Origin of the sequence: Pseudoalteromonas lipolytica (assembly GCF_001306915.1) — a bacterium.
GTDB lineage: Bacteria > Pseudomonadota > Gammaproteobacteria > Enterobacterales > Alteromonadaceae > Pseudoalteromonas > Pseudoalteromonas simplex.
This window is the reverse complement of record NZ_LJTC01000008.1, coordinates 360,479-378,150: the sequence shown is the minus strand read 5'-3', so window position 1 is coordinate 378,150 and position 17,672 is coordinate 360,479. Positions and strand designations below refer to the sequence as shown.

Below are 17,672 nucleotides of genomic sequence, written 5' to 3'. Positions count from 1 at the left end.
CACTCCAGACCATTAGCTCAAGAGGTAGCCTGCGCTTCCTGAGTGTTGCGACCCCAGACTCTGCAAGTGCTTGTTGTATTAAAGACTCATCCAGTATTTCCGACAAGCTGTGAATATTAGAATCGATAAATGATGAAATATTGGCGAAGCTATGATTAAGGGGCATAAAAAAATCCGATGACCTGTGATCATCGGATTTTGATCCTATTATGCCAAATGTCAATTGCTTAACTGATCGGCATTGAAGCGACTGCTTTCCTTTTTTGAGCTTCTTTTAAATTAACTTAAAATAATACAGCGACCATATCGCACTACAATTAACAATAACTGTTAACCAGAGTACGGCAATAAAACTGCGTTTTTTAGATTTGTGTCTCAACCATTGCTGCGCAATGAATGAACCTGGCCAACCGCCGATTAACCCTAAAATATGCAGTGTACGCTCAGGTACTCTTATAACATGCTCGCCATGTTGCATTGCTAAACGTTTATCCCAGCCATACACCAAAAAGCTTATTAAGCTCGCTACACTGTAAGTGCCTGCAATAAAGTAGGTAATATTAAGTTGCCTTGATGTCAGCCATAGCAGCGCTAAAAACAACAATGAAAATGTAATTAATGTTTTCTTAATCAACGAAGTATCACCTATACTGTGCAAAACAAATTAATTTTATCGGGGCGCTATTATGGCATACCTAAAATCACTTTTACTATCAATCTGCCTGTGTTCGCTTTCTGTTATGGCAGCAGAGCAACAACTTGATGACAAGCTAAAAGTGTTTGAACCTTACTTAGGCACGTGGCAGTCAGACTTTAATGTCGCAGCAGGTAAACCTGCGGTGCAAGATGTGAGTACCTGGCAACGCGCGCTCAATGGCACGGCTATTAAAACCATTCACTCTATCAATGAAGGTGAATATGGTGGTGAGTCGATGATTTTTTGGGACAATAAAAAGCAGTCTTTGGTGTTTTATTACTTCACTACAGCTGGGTTTTACACCCAAGGCACTATGAATGTACTTAGCCCTACTCAGTTTGTTGCTTATGAAAATGTAACGGGTAATAAAGATGGGATCACTAAAGTCAAATCGACAAGCGAGTTTAAAGATAACAGCTTTGTAGTGTCGACCTCTTACCTTAAAAAAGGTCAATGGACAAAACCCGATACCCGAACTTACACCCGCAGCGAAAAAACGGTTAAGTTTAAGTAAGCTATACCCAAACCACCTCAAGATGCAGAAACTCGCACCTTGAGGTGGTTTGGGTATATAGCCGTGCTTTATTTATTACTTAATAAATTTTTTAAACGGCTGATCAACAGGCGTATCAGCTAAATGGTTCGTATAATTACTCATCACTTTTTGTGCTAAACCTAGAACAATTTCTAATAATTGCTGATTTCCATAACCCGCACTGTAAAACTCTTCTAACTCACTTTCGTCAATTACACCTCGGTTGCGCGTCATTGCTAAGGTTGTATTTCTTAAAGTTTCTAACTTGGGATCAGCAAGTGGAGTTTTATTAACTAACGCATCAACAATCTCTTGATCAACCTTCATACTCGCAGCGATTGCACTATGTGCAGGTACACAATAATGACAATTATGTTCAACATTAATTGTTTGCCAAACAACTGTCAGCTCTTGAGCATTAAACGATGTTTTTTGAAATAACTCATGAAGCACTTGGTAACCTTCAAGTAGTGTAGGTGCCTCTGCCATCACGGCATGTAAATTTGGCAACATACCAAAGGCTGATACTGAGTTATCGATAAGTGCTTTTGAGCCCTCTGGCGCGGTTTCTTTTGTGTAGAGTTCAAAGTTTTTCATGTTATCTCCTATCGTGTCTGACTAAGATTTATGATTAGCCTAGTTGTTTTTGAGCAGTTGTTCAAGTTAAAATTGAACAACTGCTCAATTTTGGTATTCGTCATGGTCAATAAAGTTAAATTCAATCGCGATGAAGTAATCACGAAGGCACAAATGCTATTTTGGAAAAAGGGTTTTTCTACAACATCTACCCGTGATCTCCAAACGGTCGTTGATATGCGCCCAGGCAGTATTTATTCAGCGTTTGGTTCAAAAGAAGGTTTATATTCAGAGTCTTTAAAAGTCTATGCTACGCAACTTAAGCTGTTGCTAGCGAGCCATATTGAGAATAGCGAAACAGTAGTTGATGGCTTACATGCATTTGTTGTTACGGTACTTGAAAGTGCTGAAGATGGATGTGAAGTATGTATGTTAATCAAAGCAAGTACAGAATTCGATCACACTCAGCCTAAACTTAAAACGTTAACCGATGACCTTTTGCAGCAGTTTGAACACGACTTATCGACTCTATTTTATATTGCACAACAGCGTGGTGAACTAGCCAACACTCATAGTCCGCTAGAATATGCTCGTTTATTTCAGATACAATTTACTGGCTTAAGAAGTTATTTACACAGGCCAATGTCGAAACCGATGACTGAGCAGCTTATTGGTATGATGTTCACACTTATAAAAAATTATTAAAGGGTAAGGCGTTTATCACCTTACCCTCACATATCAATGTCTAAAGTCTGACATTAAAGCCGGAATACCTGGCAGCATCCCCACCATTGCCATCACGCTTGTTAAGATAACAAACATCACTAATGGAATAATCCAGCGGCTCATTGGAGACAGCTCAGAGCTTCGCTCTTTACAACCAATTAAGCCCAAATTGTCGAGCAACATAGTTAATGACCAACCAAATGCAGGGTTCACTAAGGTCGAGGAAAACACCACAATAGCAGCTGATTGCGTAGTTTTACCTTCACGGGTCATTTCCATGCCAGCTTCAAGAAGTGGGATAAACACACCAACTATTAGCGCGACGCATAACACGGGTTGCCAAATAGCTAAATCCATTGGGTAGCCCCAAATACTGGCAATGATACAAAATAATGCTGTTAACACCGCTCCCGCAGGAATTGGGCGTTTAGCGATGGCTGCTGGCACGATGTAGGTTCCCCATGACGAGGTAAAGTTAGAGCCGCCTAACAATGAACCAAATGTCTGGCGGATTGAAGCACTAAACATGGTATCGTCAATGTTCATTTGTACTTTTTCAGTGCGTTCTGGGTAACTAATTTTTTGGAATACTTGATGTCCTAAAAAGTCAGGTGACCACATGGCAACCGCAAGCACCGCGAATGGCAAGACCACTACAAAGCTCTCTAGGGTTGGTAATCCCAGCATCCAACCGGTATTTTCACCCCACCAATACATTGGGTTCATATTTGGTAAACCCGGTGCTGTTTTAAACTCAAACGGCGCCCCTAGTAAAAATGCAATTAAACCGCCAAGCAAGCAACTTAATGGCACGGCTAACCAACGTTTTTTGTAGTGCTCAAGTAAGGCGTACAACACGATAGTCGATAAAATTACAATGAAAGCAATATGGGTCATATCAATGCCTTCAGCCCATGCAAACAGCTTTTTAACCTGTGAAATCGTACCAATAAAGCCAAGGTAAAGCAGTAAACCGCCACACACGCCTCGGCTGGTTAAACCCGCCAGTAAGCTCCCGCCTTTACTAAGCGCCAGTAATAAGCCAAACGCCCCTATCAGTAAACCGAAGGCCATTGGGTGACCACCCGCTGCCACCACTATCGGGATCAAAGGAATAAGCGGCCCATGCGTACCCGCTAAGTTTGCTGTTGGTAAAAAGAAGCCCGAAAATAATAAAATGAAGATCGATACAATTAACAGCTCATAACGCACGTTTTCTAAAATAAAGCCTTCACCTAAGCCCAATGGCGCTGCAAATGTTGCAGCAATTGCACCCACCATGACCACCTTGCCTATGGTCCCTGCCATGGCAGGGATAGAGTCTTCTAATTCAAACCGATAGTCACGAAATGGTAAGTTAGGACGCCAGCGCTTAGGCTGCATAATTTGTAATTCGTGTTCAAGGTATTCGTCACGACTCGAAAAATCACTGCTGGGTTTATGAAGATCTTGATAGCTTTGTTGCTTCTTATTCATAAGTTCTCCTACTACCTATCTTGAAAAATTGTGTGAGTTTTTATTATGCAGTTAGGGTAAAGCAGCCTGACGTAAAACACGATTAGGCAAAAGGTAGGGTATGAATTTATAAAATAGGTGTTTTTAATAAACTGAGAGCATCCGAAAATAAATTTAATACATTGATATAAATAGCTTTATTTATAAAAAACGCTTTGAAAAAGTAAGCTAAAGGTTATTTTTCAAACACATTAACTATTAGTCTAATAAATTGTATGAATAGCAAACAGCTAGAGAAAAACCACTTTAGATTAATCGAATTTGCCTATTCTCCAACTACTAATATACTAATTTATTAGTAGTTTGGTTAATGCTAACTCGCAAGTCGGTGGCTTTCTTACATAAGCACATAAAGGGATGTATGAACACACAGCTCAAGCCTTGGCAATTTAATATAATTGTTTGCTCTGTTTATCTGCTGTTTGGCTTGTTTACTATGCAAGTGTTAAAAACACTGGCGGTATGGCCACCAGCAGGAGTCGCATTAGCAGGCTTGATGTTATTTGGTCGTAAAGCCTGGTTGGGCGTTGCATCAGGCACCTGTTTAGTTGTGCTTTGTTACTTTTATCTTAGCGACTTAAATCCATTCACGTTTAAACACATAGCAATAAATGCCGCAACAACCACAGGTAATACTCTCGCTGCTTTAACAGCATTTTGGCTAATTAACCGAAAACTTAAACAACACACACTGCTGACAAGCGTCACCAGTTTAGCCAGAGTGTTTATTGTTGCTTGCATTGCGATTGGCGTGATTTCTGCACTTTTCGGTGTGGGCATATACTCACTAGTTGGTATCGAGTGGTTTAATGGCTTGTATGTAGGCATATTAAATTGGAGTATTAGCAATGCCTTAGCGGCGATTGTATTCACCCCTGCCCTTTACTTTTTATGGCGAAATTGGCCGCACCCGGTCACTTCTAGTGAATTTTCTAAACTTTTGTTGCTTACTTTGACCGTGGTTTTGTTGTGTTATTTTATTTTTGGCCCCGCATACACAGCCATGACATTACCATTTTTACAACCTGCATTACTGTTGTTTCCGCTGCTTTATGCAGCCACGCGGTTATCACCAACCGCCACCAGCTGCATGAATATGTTGGTATTTTTTGCAGCTTGGGTAGGAAGTAATCAAGGATGGGGGTATTTTTATTATCATCACCCTAAAACAGCTGAAGTGACCATGCAGTTTTTCTTTTTATTTACTCTTTCAGCGGTATTGCTTATTCAAGCTGTGTTTATTCAGCGCAAGAAAGAACAACAAAAGCTGACCACCATGCTCGAACAAAAAGTAGAAGAAAGAACCTATGAGCTAGAACGTGCTAAGCATGAAGCATTAGCCTTATCAGTGACAGATCATTTAACACAACTTTATAATCGCCGTGGCTTTTTCGAAAAGGTTAATCGGCAGTTTGCAAAATATCATGACGCGCAATGTACCTGCTCCCTGTTACTGTTAGACTTAGACCAATTTAAAGCTATAAACGACAAATATGGCCACGCAACTGGCGATGAAGTAATACGAACCACAGCACATAAACTCACCCAACATAGCAGAGCATCAGATATTGCGGGACGCATTGGTGGTGAAGAATTTGTCTTATTTTTACCTATGGCAAATAACCACACAGCCTTTGCTATCGCAGAAAAGATCAGAGCCGATATCGAACAGCAAGACATCATCGCCGACAACAAACACGTTAAATTCACCGTGAGTATTGGTGTTAGCACCTTAAAAGCAAGTGATCAGCATATAGAATCGATGTTAAAACGCGCCGATAAAGCATTGTATCAAGCCAAAAACCAAGGCCGTAATCAAGCGCAGTGTAGTTAGAATGAGTTACGAGAGTAAAGATACGAGATGCGAGGACGAGATGCGAGGGGCGAGCATGTAGCAGCGATTTTACATCGCGTTTTATTCTCGTATGCTCTTACCTCACCCATGTCGCGGTATAAAGCCGCTGCTACCTGAGGCGTCACGCTTGCTTGGCGCGCGAAACACGTTTCACGCCTACGTCCAAGGGTTTAACTTTTGAGTGGTGGTTAATTATTCATGACTAAAGTCATTCCTACGAGAGATAGAAACGAGGTGCGAGGTGCGAGGTGCGAGGTGCGAGGTGCGAGCATGAGCTTAAGTTTCTTTGCACTATACGACTAGTAATTAATTAACGGCTCTGATAAAAATACACTGAATATGGAAGAAAACGAGCTATAAGCCCGTTAAGTTTAATGGAATTACTATCCTAGTGAGGTTCAAATGGAAATTGAAGTAACCAGACCAAAACAACATCATGATAAAATTAGAGATTACACTTTATGGGCCGATTCTAAAAAGATCGGAAAAATCAAACCCAACTCTTTAACCAACTACACAATACCTGACGACGCTAGATTTATCTGGTTCTCCATTGATTGGTGCTCTAGCCCTAAACTTTCTGTCAAAGATATTCAATCAAATAAAGTAACTGTTTCGAACACTATGAGCAGTAACTTACTATCGGGTCTATTTTTACCCATTTATTACGTTACTTTTGGTAAAAATAAATATCTAACAATTACGAGCGATGTATAACCACCTTTAATCGATTTCAGATTCGATTACTTCATCGCATAACGATATTTTTACCCTTCGTCGCGGCATAAAGCCGCTGCGACCTGTAGGCGTCACGCTTGCTTGGCGCACGAAACACGCTTCACGCCTACGGCCAAGGTTTACTTTTGTGTGGTGATTAATCATTCATGACTAAAGTCATTCCTACGATAAATAGATACAAGATGCGAGCTTGTAGCAGCGATTTCACATCGCGTTTTTCTCGCATCTCTTATCTCGCAACTAGAACTTATAGCTTCCTCTCTATTTCGTTTTTAACTTATTCAACTCATCATCTTGTTGTGCAACAAGTGCATTAAGAGTTTGGCTACCATCACCGGCTTGGGTAGATAGCTCAGCGAGTTGCGATGCGGCATCTGAAATTAACGTCAGGTTGCGGTTTATTTCTTCTGTGACCGAGCTTTGCTCTTCTGCAGCCGTTGCAATGTGGGTAATTTGTTGCGTGATTTCGTCTACTTTAACTACAACTTCGTGTAATGCATCAAATGCAACTGAGGTTTCATCTACCGCGGTCTGTGCACGCACAACACCTTGTTCAATAACCTTAGACGCATTACCTACTTCTAGCTGTAAGCTGTCAATTAAACCACTGATGTCATCGGTTGATGAACGCGTTTTTGAAGCAAGAGCCCTTACTTCATCAGCCACCACCGCAAAGCCACGACCTTGTTCACCAGCCCTTGCTGCTTCAATTGCAGCATTCAGTGCAAGTAAGTTTGTTTGCTCTGCAATCGTTCGGATCACATCTAAAATTTGTGTAATATCGTTACTGCGTGCCGCAACTTTTTCGACCGCTTGATTAGCCTCTTTAATTTCGTCCGACATGGTTTTAACTTGGGTAACCGCAGACGACAAGCTCGATTCACTGCTAACAACTAAACCATTTATTTCATCGGCTTGTTGCGCTGACTGCTCTGAGGCTCTTGCAACTTCAAGGGCTGTTGCGCTCATTTCGTTCATAGCGGTCACTACGCTCTCAATTTCTTGGAATTGAGCTTGAACGTTGTGCTTAGTATCAACGGCAACACTAGTCGCTAGGTGAGCCTGCTCTTTGGTTTGCGTTGATACATTCTTAAGCTCACCAATTAAATCGCGCAATTTAGCAAGAAACGCATTAAAGCCAGTTGCTAATGCGATTAGCTCAGCGTGAGTATCAACATGTAAGGTCTGAGTTAAGTCACCTTCAGCACTGGCAAGGTTATCAACGCGCTTTTGAATCTGCTGTAATGGTGCCACAATTGTACGGATCACTAAGGTCATGATCACAAAGGCTGCACCAGCAATAATAATACCCGTCACCAAAATCAAACCGCCTAGTGTATTGGCATTTTCACTCATGCTATTTGCTAGCGCTTGAGGCCCTTCAAGGGCAAGCTCGGCGGGTACTTCTATCAGTAAGTTCCACTGTGTTTTTGCAAGCTTTATGGTAATTGGGTAGTTAACTAAATACTCATCACCGACTTTAAATACACCACTTTGCTTTTTCGCTTTTACGTAATTGTCTAAAGTGCTTTTAGCCACCGCCTCTTTTAACGGTCTGCCAAGCTTATCTTTGTAATGGCTGCTACCAACCACTAAATCGAGTGAGCTTAATAAAGTGACGCGGGCTTTGCCGTTATACAATTCTTTTGAGAGTTGCTCGGTCATGCTTTGAAATACAGGCAATGTTAAATCAACCCCGGCAACACCAATAAATTCGTTATCACGAAGAATGGGCACAGTTAAAGAGGTCATCATTTCAGAATAACCAGGGGTGATTTCGTATAAGTAGGGTTCCATAATACATGGCACTTTGGTGTCTTTTACACACAAGTACCACTCAGCTTCACGCTGACCAAATTCATTGAGCGTATCCACATATTTTTCAGCCGCATCGTCAACTGCCTGCTGTTCTATGCTGCCATCTCTATTACGAGTAAAGTAGATTTCTAAAGTACCTACACCAGCAACTGAGTGATCATAACCACTAATAAAATTAGCATCTCGGCCATCAAACGCATTTGCTTCAAATTGCGAATAAATAGATGAAAGAATAGTATTTTTTTGTAGCAAAGAGCGATTTAACTCAACCACCGCATCTCGAGTTAAGGTGCCTGCTGCATCGTGATCCCCTAAGATTGCTGCAAATGAATAAGGTACTCGATAGGCTTCGTTTATAAAACCTGCAACTTGTTCACCATACGCTACGGCATTTGATGCTAGCTTTTCTTCAACTTCGGCGACAATCAGCTTTTCTGATTGCGCAGCTAAATCTTGGTTACTGCTCGATAATTGCCACCATAAAACACTTGATAAAACAAAAACGGTTATGAAAATGCTTCCAACTGTAAGCCATAACAACTTTTTCGCTAACGCTAACTGCCGCATTGATTCTTCCTGCTACTATTATAAATCACCTTTAGTTTAGACCATTTGACTGGTTTCATTAGGATAAATATAAAAAAAGTATGATTTCTAATAATTAAAAAGTAAGTTAATAATCAGCTAAATTAATAATAAACACCAATAGGCGAAAACAATGCAGCAACACACATTTGATTTTGACCAAATTATTATAGGCTCGGGATTTGGTGGCTCTGTGAGTGCGCTTCGCCTAAGCGAAAAAGGTAACCGGGTTTTAGTACTTGAAAAAGGTCTTCGCCGCGAAGATAAAGAGTTTCCAAAGACCAACCTAGATATCAAAAACTATATGTGGCAGCCAGAAATTGGCCTTAAAGGCTGCATTCAATTTTCGTTTACCAGCAAAGTCGCAGTGTTACATGGCGTTGGTGTTGGCGGTGGCTCACAAATTTATGCTAATGTGCACCTTATTCCTGATGATGAAGTCTTTCAATCTCCTGCTTGGACACGGATAAAATCAGACTGGAAAGACAGCCTCATGCCCTACTATGGCCTTGCACAGCGCATGTTAGGTAGCGCCAAAAATACCTATACCAATGTTGCCGATCACACACTAAAAGACATTGCTGATCAGATGGGGCAAGGCGACTCATTCAAAACCGTGAACACCGGGGTGCTTTTTGCAAAACCCGGCGAAGCCTATAAAAAAGAGCTACCCGACCCATACTTTAATGGCGATGGTCCGAGGCGAAATACCTGCCATTACTGTGGTAGCTGCATGATTGGTTGTCGCCATAATGCCAAAAATACTTTAATGAAAAATTACCTGTACTTTGCCGAACGCAACGGTGTAGAGATAAGACCTAGCTCTGAAGTAATCAAAATCATCCCGCTTAATGCAGATGGCAGCGCCGGATACAAAATTAAAATTAAAGATACCAGCCATCGCAATAGCCATATTTACACGCTGACAACACGGGGCGTCGTGCTAAGCGCAGGGGTCATGGGCACTGTGCCTTTGCTTTTAAAAATGCGCGATAAAGACAAAACACTGCCCAATATCTCAGCTTGGCTAGGTCAGCAAATTCGCACTAACTCAGAAACCCTCACCACCGCGAACAATACCACTAAAAAAGTTGATGATGGCGTTGCGATCAGCTCATTTATTTCGGTCGACAAAGACACCAACATTGAAATTTGCCGGTTTAGAGAAGGCGCTGATGGCACATGGCTATATTTACCTTACGTTCCTATGGTGACAGGCAAAGGCCTCAAGCGTATTGCTAAGTTTTTAGTGAATACACTGCGCCATCCAATAAAAACAGCTAAAGTATTGCGGCCAAAAGGCAAAGCCCGCAGCTCAATTGTATTTTTGGTGATGCAAAAATCCGAGGCGTTTATTCACCTTGAATGGCGACGCAAGTGGTATCGGTTATTTAAAAACAGCATTACTGCGGTGCAAAAAGACAATGACACGCCGCTTAGCGTTAGTTTTCCAAAAGCAGAAGAAGCAACCAAACTCTACGCCGAAAAACTCGGTGGCGTGCCCGGTTCAGCCTTAACTGAAGTGCTCTTTGGTGCCCCAATGACGGCGCATATAATGAGTGGAGTCGCCATGGGCACTGATGCCTCTAACGGCGTTGTTGATAGCTCAGGTGAAGTGTTCGGCTATCAAAACCTACGTGTTATTGACGGCTCAATCATACCCGGAAATTTAGGGGTAAACCCATCATTAACCATTACCGCATTGTCAGAATACGCAATGAGCCAAATACCGGTATTCGATGCAGCCCGAGCAAGCAAGATAAAGCCAATACAATTTAGTGAACCACGCGAAGGTCTAGTATCAGCACTTACTGGTTCAGGCGATTTAGCAAAATCGATTGCTGAAAAACAAAAAAGCCGTGCATAAAGCACGGCCTATTTTGGTAAATAGCGATTAGATCACTGATAACTCTACAGCAATGTTACCGCGTGTTGCGTTTGAGTATGGGCATACTTCGTGCGCTTTATTAACCAGTGCAAGGGCGGTGTCTTTATCAAGATCACCTACCGATACCGCAAGCTTAACTGCAATACCAAAACCACCTTCGATAGGACCAATTGATACTTCAGAATTAATGTGGGTATCTGCTGGTAATTTAATTTTTGCTTGGCCTGCCACTAACTTTAATGCGCCGATAAAACAAGCCGCGTAACCAGCTGCAAATAACTGCTCAGGGTTTGTACCTTGACCATCATCACCACCTAACCCTTTAGGAGTTGATAGTGCCACATCTAAACGACCATCGTCTGATTTTGCTGTGCCTTCACGGCCACCTGTTGCTGTTGCTTTTGCTGTGTATGCGACGCTTTGTAGTTCTTTCATGATTACTCTCCTAATTGAGTGAAAATATATTTTGCATGCAAAGTATATTAGATCAGCTTTTTCGGGATTGCAAATACTTTGCATGCAAATTAAAATACTCGTATTGAATTTTGAGGATCGTGCATGAAATACCCACAACTAAAATTAGATAACCAGCTATGCCACCGCTTGTATATGGCATCGAATGGGATTGCCCGTGCGTATCGAGATTCTCTCAATCAATTAGATTTAACCTACCCGCAGTACGTAGTGATGATGGCGCTGTGGGAAAAAGATCAGATCAGTATTGCTGAATTACTTGAAAAAACCGCCATTGATGGCGGTGCGATGACGCAAATTTTGAAAAAAATGAGCGATAAAGCACTGTTGTCAATCACTAAGGATAGCCATGATAAACGCAAACGACTCGTGCAGCTCGAAGCCAAAGGCAAGGCGATGCAAGATCAAGCCGCTGAGATACCGTCGCAAATTCGTTGTCGCTTCCCGAGCATTAACGAACAACAAGCACTGCAACTAATTGAATTACTCGATTTAGTAAATAGTGACCTTAATTAACAAAAATTATTTGAAAGTGAATTTGGATTACACCTCTTTTTAATATAATTCTATACGCTATAGTGTTTAAAACTCATCAATACGGACACCATCATGAAAGCAATTGGATACACAACAGCAACCCCAACGTTATCTGACTCATCATTACAAGCGATTGAATTACCTGATCCCGTTGCGACAGGTCACGACATTCTTGTCGCCGTAGAAGCAATCTCAGTAAACCCTGTAGATACTAAAATTCGCGCTAATGTTTCACCAGACAATGGCTACAAAGTTATTGGCTGGGACGCCGTGGGGACGGTTAAAGCTGTTGGCGACAAAGTATCGTTATTTAATGTCGGTGACCGTGTGTTTTATGCTGGCGACTTAACGCGCCAAGGCAGTAATGCTGAGCTGCAACTTGTTGATGAACGCATTGTCGGTCTTGCACCAACAAGCCTGAGTAATAGTGAAGCAGCCGCCCTGCCCTTAACAAGTATTACGGCATGGGAGCTATTGTTTGACCGCTTACAGATTGAAAAATCTCAAAACAATAAGCCAGCCTCTGTATTAGTAATAGGTGCCGCAGGTGGTGTAGGCTCAATTTTAGTGCAGCTTGCCAAACAGCTTACCAATTTAACCGTTGTTGGTACCGCCGCACGAGAAGAAAGCGCCAACTGGCTTAAAGGTTTAGGTGTTGATCATGTGCTTGATCATAGCAAAAACCTTAACGAGCAACGTCTTGCGGCCGACCTGAATGAATTTGATTACGTAGTGAGCTTAACGCACACCGACCAACACCTTGATAGCATTATGGAAGTGATCAAGCCACAAGGTAAATTGGCACTGATCGACGACCCTGCAAGCTTTGATATTTTGAAGTTAAAGCGTAAAAGTATTTCGTTGCATTGGGAGTTTATGTATACCCGCTCAATGTTCCAAACAGAGGATATGATTGCCCAGCATCAGCTTCTATCAGAACTTGCCACCTTGGTTGATAACGGCACAATTAAAACAACATTGGGTGAGCATTTAGGTAAGATAAACGTAGCAAACCTTATTAAAGCCCATGGGATTTTAGAATCTCACAAAGCTCGCGGAAAGCTTGTGTTGGAAGGGTTTGAGTAACGAGGAATGAAAAACGAGGTGCGAGCACGTAGCAGCGATTTCATATTGCGTTTTATTCTCGTATCGCACCGACCTCACCCATGTCGCGGAATAAAGCCGCTACTACCTGTAGGCGTCACGCTTGCTTGGCGCGCGAAACAAAAAATTAAGATTCAAGTTACGAGATGTGAGGGGCGAGCATGTAGCAGTGATTCCACATCGCGTTTTATTCTCGTATCGCACCGACCTTAGCCATGTCGCGGCATAAAGCCGGTACTACCTGTAGGCGTCACGCTTGCTTGGCGCGCGAAACAAGTTTCACGCCTACGGCCAAGGTTTTACTTTTGTGTGGTGGTTAATTATTCATGACTAAAGTCATTCCTACGAGAAATAGATACGAGTAAGTAGTAGCGATTTCACATCGCGTATTTCCTCGTTCAACAATAAAAGCACGCATCATTAAAGTGCATTACTGCATTTGCCTTTCACTATTTTAGTGCCTGATTTTAGGGACACCCAAACCACCACAAGTTAACCTATTGATTTTTAATGAATTTTAATTTAATAAAGGGTTGGCACAGATCTTCCAATAGTGAGTGTGAACTGGCACTAACAAGGAGACTAACGTGACTAACTTCTTTCACACTCTTTATCTACTTTGGCGATTAGACATCAGCACATGGCATATACATGAAGCAAACGATCCGCATAATGTTGCTGATTTGGAGCGTCGCTATGTTAAATAATGATCCTGCATTTATTGAAGCGCTAAAAAAAATTTCGGTGCACCAACTGACAATCACCGAAGCGTCTGAGCAGTACCACATTCCTAAGCGTGTGTTATATAAAGCTGCACGACAGCAACAAGTTAAACAGAACAAACAAAAAGCGTATTTAATTGCTACTCAGAAACGCCTTCAACAAAGTTTGCGTCATGTCGAATTAGAGTTAGCTGGCTTCAGCTAAATAACTTCTGTATGGTTAAAATACATGCACAAAAATGATGGACAAAGTATGCACGCAGTAGAAGTTAATTTTGATGGCTTAGTGGGGCCTACCCATAATTACGCGGGATTATCGTATGGCAATGTCGCTTCACTAAGTCACGCCTCTTCACATTCAAACCCTAAAGAGGCTGTACTACAAGGCCTTGAAAAAATGAGGGCGATGCACGAGTTAGGACTAGAGCAAGGTATCTTTGCACCTCATGCTCGCCCCGACATGAACGTACTAAAACGACTGGGCTTTACAGGCAGCGATAGCCAAATTATCGAAAAAGCATTTAAAGCCGATCCAGTTTTACTGCGAGCTTGTTACAGTGCATCGGCCATGTGGACAGCCAATGCTGGCACTATCTCGCCTTCAGCCGATACCCTTGATGGCAAAGTACACTTTACGGCTGCTAACTTAAATAATAAGTTTCACCGCTCGCTAGAACCCGTTACAACTACAGCATTATTAAAAGCCATGTTTAACGATGAGCGTTACTTTAGCCATCATACGCATTTACCTGCTCAAGGCTTTTTTGGTGATGAAGGCGCCGCAAATCATAATCGATTATGCGACAGCCATGCAGATACAGGGCTTGAGATCTTTGTTTATGGGGCAAGTAGTTTTAATAGCGCCTTACCAAAACCTGTTAAATTTCCTGCAAGACAATCTCTTGAAGCTTCGCAAGCAATAGCCCGTTTACATCAGCTAAAGCCAGAAAATCAGTTATTTATTCAACAAAATCCTGATGTGATAGATCAAGGTGTCTTTCATAACGATGTGATCGCTGTGGCCAATGGCAATGTACTTTTATGCCACGAACAAGCCTTTTTGCACCAAGCAGATACGCTGAAACAAATTAAACAAGCCTACCTTGGCAACAAGCCGCTACATATTATTGAAGTGCCAACCAATAAAGTGAGCATTACAGATGCTGTAAGCAGCTATTTATTTAATAGCCAATTAATTACCTTAAGTGATGACAGCATGATACTGGTTGCACCTAAAGAGTGTCAGCGCAATCAAGCTGTTCACGATTACATTCAAGAAATGATTTTGGCTGATAACCCTGTTCAGCAAGTGCGCTTTTTTGACTTGCGCCAAAGCATGCAAAATGGCGGTGGCCCTGCTTGTTTACGCTTGCGTGTTGCACTCAATACTGACGAACTAGCCGCGGTTAATCCGGCAGTACGATTCAGCGAAGAAAAATATACCCAACTAGTAAATTGGGCGAATAAGCATTATCGTGACTCGTTAAGTAGTGACGACTTTGCCGATCCGATGCTTTTAACCGAAAGCTATCAGGCACTTGATGAGCTAACCAGCTTACTTAATTTAGGTTCTGTGTATCCATTTCAACAAGAATAAATAATGAAAATTAAAGCAGTGCATTCTATAAAAGGGGTGTCGAAATCCCTCAATAATTTGCTAATTGATAGCGTGGCCAGTGGCGCGTCAATTGGCTTTATTGCTCCTTTATCATTACAGTCAGCACACGACTACTGGCAAGGGGTTGATAGAGATTTAGCAACGCCTTACCGTAGGCTTTACCTTGCCCTAAATGGTGATACGGTGATTGGTTCAGTACAGCTTTCTTTATGCGCCAAAGCTAATGGCGCTCACCGCGGTGAAGTAGAAAAGCTCATGGTGCACAGCGAATATCAAGGCCAAGGAATTGCAAAACAATTGATGAATAGCCTAGAGACCGACGCGCGTATTTTAGGTATTCAATTACTATTACTTGATACCCGCCAAGGTGACACTGCCTCATATTTGTATCGTAAACTCGATTATATTGAAGCGGGCACTATTCCTGGATTTGCGAAAAGTTCCTCCGGTGAATTTGATGCAACAGTGTATTTTTATAAGCAGGTCGCATAAACCAGCTTCAATAGCCTATCGATCTAACCATAAAGTCGACTAATAAAACTTTTGAAAAGTACTAAACTAGTACTGCGGATTTTTATTAGGAGCGATAAATGGCGCTATCAATACAGCAACGGGTACTCTTTCTAGCCCTACTTCCCCCCCTACTCATTGCAATTATGCTGACACTCTACAACTATGTGCAATCAAAACACAGTGGTGCACAAACCGTTGAAAGTTTTGCAACACAAATGGAAAACGACCGTAAGTCTGAAGTTAGCAATTACCAAAAAATTGCCATGAGCTCGATTGCTAACCTCATCGCACAAGATGATGGCTCTAATACTGAGCAACTACAAAACCAAGCAAAAAGCATTTTACGTAATTTGCGTTTTGATGATGCTGGCGATACTGGCTATGTGTTTGTTTATGATGTAAAAGGTGTCAACATTGCCCATGGGGTTAACACCTCTCTTGAGGGTAAAAACCTTTATGATTTCAAAGATCCTAATGGGGTTTATCTCATTCGAGAACTGATTGATGCTGCCAAGAACGGCGGTGGTTATGTGCAGTATTCTTGGAAAAATACCAATGGCAGTGTGAATCCTAAGCTCGGCTATGCCGCTTTGGTACCAAAATGGAATTGGGTGCTAGGAACAGGTTTTTGGATCAGTGGTCTTGAGCAACAAGTCGCAGCGACAGAACAACGCGTTAATGAAGGTATCGATAATGCCTTTATAAACACCATCATCGCTTCTGTATTTGCTGTCGCAATTACCGCAGCGATTGCAGTGGTGGTATCGCGCAGTATTACTAGCCCTTTGCACACAACCGTACTAGCAATGAACGATATATCACAAGGTGATGGCGATTTAACCCAACGTTTAATGGTGAAACGAGACGATGAACTCGGCAAGCTTGGCAGTTCGTTTAACCGCTTTGCCGATGACGTTGGTAAAATGGTTATTGATATTCGCCAATCATCGCAATCGATGAATCAAGCGTCACATAGGCTCAACGAGCTACTTGCCAATATGCATGCAGGTATTAATCGCCAACATGAAGAAAGTGAACAAGTTGCAACCGCAATAAACGAAATGTCGGCGGCGTCAATGGAAGTTGCACGCAGTGCGCAAGAGGCCTCAACGGCTGCTGAGCATGCCGATCATTTAGTCAAACAGGCTAACAACCAGTTGCTCATTGCCATAAAGGTGATTAACGGCCTTGCTAAACAAGTTGATGAAGGGGCGAATGCGGTCGATCAGCTTAATCAACAATCGAGTCAAATTGGTAGTGTGCTTGATGTGATCAGAAACATTGCCGAGCAAACAAACCTACTAGCACTAAATGCGGCAATTGAATCTGCCCGAGCTGGTGAAGCTGGTCGTGGCTTTGCGGTGGTGGCTGATGAAGTGCGAACGCTAGCAAAACGCACGCAAGATAGCACTCATGAAATAGAGGCGATGATTGAGCAAGTACAACAAGGAACAACAACTGTAAATAACATTATGCAGTCAATCAAATCAGGCAGTGCAACCAGTGTTAATGAAGCGGGCGAAGTCGAAAAAGCACTCAATGAAGTATTGCTTTCGGTTAACACTATCACGTCACAAAATGCACAAATAGCCACAGCTGCTGAAGAGCAAACATCAGTGTCTGAAGCGATTAACCAAAACATGACGACCATTGTCGATATTGCGAATAAAACCGCCAATGATACCGATGTAGCCACATCGTACATGCACGAGCTGACAGACACAGCAACTCAGTTAGAACAAAATGTAAGTCGTTATAAAACCTAATATCT

The 17,672-nt window shown here is 42.0% G+C and carries 15 protein-coding genes and 1 pseudogene; 10 read left to right on the top strand and 6 right to left on the bottom strand.

Going from position 1 to position 17,672, the window contains the following annotated elements; genetic code table 11:
- Both AOG27_RS21615 and AOG27_RS13955 read right to left on the bottom strand, forming a co-directional pair.
- Nucleotides 1-109, bottom strand: a pseudogene (locus AOG27_RS21615) (transposase domain-containing protein); the annotation flags it as partial.
- Between the two features lie 165 nt (nt 110-274).
- Nucleotides 275-634 carry a DUF1294 domain-containing protein gene (locus AOG27_RS13955; RefSeq protein WP_054553612.1) on the bottom strand — a complete coding sequence of 120 codons (360 nt, stop codon included), beginning with the start codon at nt 632-634 and terminating at the stop codon, nt 275-277.
- Between the two features lie 52 nt (nt 635-686).
- Here AOG27_RS13955 and AOG27_RS13950 point away from each other — a divergent pair, with 52 nt between their 5' ends.
- Nucleotides 687-1,211 (top strand): hypothetical protein, encoded by a 525-nt coding sequence (locus AOG27_RS13950; RefSeq protein ID WP_054553611.1) that lies wholly within the window; start codon nt 687-689, stop codon nt 1,209-1,211.
- A gap of 75 nt (nt 1,212-1,286) precedes the next feature.
- On the opposite strand, the gene AOG27_RS13945 is transcribed toward AOG27_RS13950, so the two are convergent.
- The gene (locus AOG27_RS13945) at nt 1,287-1,829 is read right to left on the bottom strand and encodes a carboxymuconolactone decarboxylase family protein (RefSeq protein ID WP_054553610.1); all 543 of its coding nucleotides are present in this window, start codon (nt 1,827-1,829) and stop codon (nt 1,287-1,289) included.
- Nucleotides 1,830-1,931: 102 nt separating this feature from the next.
- Between AOG27_RS13945 and AOG27_RS13940 the strand changes: the two genes are divergently transcribed.
- Entirely contained in the window at nt 1,932-2,513 is a 582-nt protein-coding gene (locus AOG27_RS13940) for a TetR/AcrR family transcriptional regulator (RefSeq protein ID WP_054553642.1), read from the top strand.
- A 33-nt stretch (nt 2,514-2,546) separates the two neighbouring features.
- Here the strand turns inward: AOG27_RS13940 and AOG27_RS13935 are convergent, their stop codons facing one another.
- Nucleotides 2,547-4,010, bottom strand: coding sequence for a DUF3360 family protein (locus AOG27_RS13935; RefSeq protein ID WP_054553609.1), 1,464 nt, complete (start codon nt 4,008-4,010; stop codon nt 2,547-2,549).
- Nucleotides 4,011-4,410: 400 nt separating this feature from the next.
- Between AOG27_RS13935 and AOG27_RS13930 the strand changes: the two genes are divergently transcribed.
- Nucleotides 4,411-5,883 (top strand): diguanylate cyclase, encoded by a 1,473-nt coding sequence (locus tag AOG27_RS13930; protein ID WP_054553608.1) that lies wholly within the window; start codon nt 4,411-4,413, stop codon nt 5,881-5,883.
- 1,020 nt (nt 5,884-6,903) lie between these two features.
- Here AOG27_RS13930 and AOG27_RS13920 read toward each other — a convergent pair.
- Nucleotides 6,904-9,027 (bottom strand): methyl-accepting chemotaxis protein, encoded by a 2,124-nt coding sequence (locus AOG27_RS13920; protein ID WP_054553606.1) that lies wholly within the window; start codon nt 9,025-9,027, stop codon nt 6,904-6,906.
- Between the two features lie 151 nt (nt 9,028-9,178).
- On the opposite strand from AOG27_RS13920, the gene AOG27_RS13915 reads away from it, so the two are divergent.
- Nucleotides 9,179-10,912: a GMC family oxidoreductase gene (locus AOG27_RS13915; protein WP_054553605.1), complete on the top strand. Its 1,734-nt coding sequence runs from the start codon at nt 9,179-9,181 to the stop codon at nt 10,910-10,912.
- A gap of 27 nt (nt 10,913-10,939) precedes the next feature.
- On the opposite strand, the gene AOG27_RS13910 is transcribed toward AOG27_RS13915, so the two are convergent.
- Nucleotides 10,940-11,368 carry an organic hydroperoxide resistance protein gene (locus tag AOG27_RS13910; protein WP_054553604.1) on the bottom strand — a complete coding sequence of 143 codons (429 nt, stop codon included), beginning with the start codon at nt 11,366-11,368 and terminating at the stop codon, nt 10,940-10,942.
- A gap of 123 nt (nt 11,369-11,491) precedes the next feature.
- Between AOG27_RS13910 and AOG27_RS13905 the strand changes: the two genes are divergently transcribed.
- From AOG27_RS13905 to AOG27_RS13880, 6 genes are all read left to right on the top strand, one after another.
- On the top strand, nt 11,492-11,923 hold the full coding sequence (locus AOG27_RS13905; protein ID WP_054553603.1) for a MarR family winged helix-turn-helix transcriptional regulator: 432 nt from the start codon (nt 11,492-11,494) through the stop codon (nt 11,921-11,923).
- A gap of 93 nt (nt 11,924-12,016) precedes the next feature.
- Nucleotides 12,017-13,030 (top strand): zinc-binding alcohol dehydrogenase family protein, encoded by a 1,014-nt coding sequence (locus AOG27_RS13900; protein ID WP_054553602.1) that lies wholly within the window; start codon nt 12,017-12,019, stop codon nt 13,028-13,030.
- Between the two features lie 714 nt (nt 13,031-13,744).
- Nucleotides 13,745-13,975: a helix-turn-helix domain-containing protein gene (locus AOG27_RS13895; protein ID WP_054553601.1), complete on the top strand. Its 231-nt coding sequence runs from the start codon at nt 13,745-13,747 to the stop codon at nt 13,973-13,975.
- 48 nt (nt 13,976-14,023) lie between these two features.
- On the top strand, nt 14,024-15,367 hold the full coding sequence (astB, locus tag AOG27_RS13890) for an N-succinylarginine dihydrolase (protein WP_054553641.1): 1,344 nt from the start codon (nt 14,024-14,026) through the stop codon (nt 15,365-15,367).
- A 3-nt stretch (nt 15,368-15,370) separates the two neighbouring features.
- Nucleotides 15,371-15,880: a GNAT family N-acetyltransferase gene (locus AOG27_RS13885; protein ID WP_054553600.1), complete on the top strand. Its 510-nt coding sequence runs from the start codon at nt 15,371-15,373 to the stop codon at nt 15,878-15,880.
- 98 nt (nt 15,881-15,978) lie between these two features.
- A complete protein-coding gene (locus AOG27_RS13880) occupies nt 15,979-17,667 on the top strand; it encodes a methyl-accepting chemotaxis protein (protein WP_054553599.1) in 1,689 nt (562 codons plus the stop codon).
- Nucleotides 17,668-17,672: the final 5 nt, after the last annotated feature.

Coding starts and splice junctions, on each gene's coding strand:
- AOG27_RS13950 (WP_054553611.1), top strand. CDS start 687: ATGGCATACCTAAAATCACTTTTACTATCAATCTGCCTGTGTTCGCTT.
- AOG27_RS13945 (WP_054553610.1), bottom strand. CDS start 1,829: ATGAAAAACTTTGAACTCTACACAAAAGAAACCGCGCCAGAGGGCTCA.
- AOG27_RS13940 (WP_054553642.1), top strand. CDS start 1,932: ATGGTCAATAAAGTTAAATTCAATCGCGATGAAGTAATCACGAAGGCA.
- AOG27_RS13935 (WP_054553609.1), bottom strand. CDS start 4,010: ATGAATAAGAAGCAACAAAGCTATCAAGATCTTCATAAACCCAGCAGT.
- AOG27_RS13930 (WP_054553608.1), top strand. CDS start 4,411: ATGAACACACAGCTCAAGCCTTGGCAATTTAATATAATTGTTTGCTCT.
- AOG27_RS13920 (WP_054553606.1), bottom strand. CDS start 9,027: ATGCGGCAGTTAGCGTTAGCGAAAAAGTTGTTATGGCTTACAGTTGGA.
- AOG27_RS13915 (WP_054553605.1), top strand. CDS start 9,179: ATGCAGCAACACACATTTGATTTTGACCAAATTATTATAGGCTCGGGA.
- AOG27_RS13910 (WP_054553604.1), bottom strand. CDS start 11,368: ATGAAAGAACTACAAAGCGTCGCATACACAGCAAAAGCAACAGCAACA.
- AOG27_RS13905 (WP_054553603.1), top strand. CDS start 11,492: ATGAAATACCCACAACTAAAATTAGATAACCAGCTATGCCACCGCTTG.
- AOG27_RS13900 (WP_054553602.1), top strand. CDS start 12,017: ATGAAAGCAATTGGATACACAACAGCAACCCCAACGTTATCTGACTCA.
- AOG27_RS13895 (WP_054553601.1), top strand. CDS start 13,745: ATGTTAAATAATGATCCTGCATTTATTGAAGCGCTAAAAAAAATTTCG.
- astB (WP_054553641.1), top strand. CDS start 14,024: ATGCACGCAGTAGAAGTTAATTTTGATGGCTTAGTGGGGCCTACCCAT.
- AOG27_RS13885 (WP_054553600.1), top strand. CDS start 15,371: ATGAAAATTAAAGCAGTGCATTCTATAAAAGGGGTGTCGAAATCCCTC.
- AOG27_RS13880 (WP_054553599.1), top strand. CDS start 15,979: ATGGCGCTATCAATACAGCAACGGGTACTCTTTCTAGCCCTACTTCCC.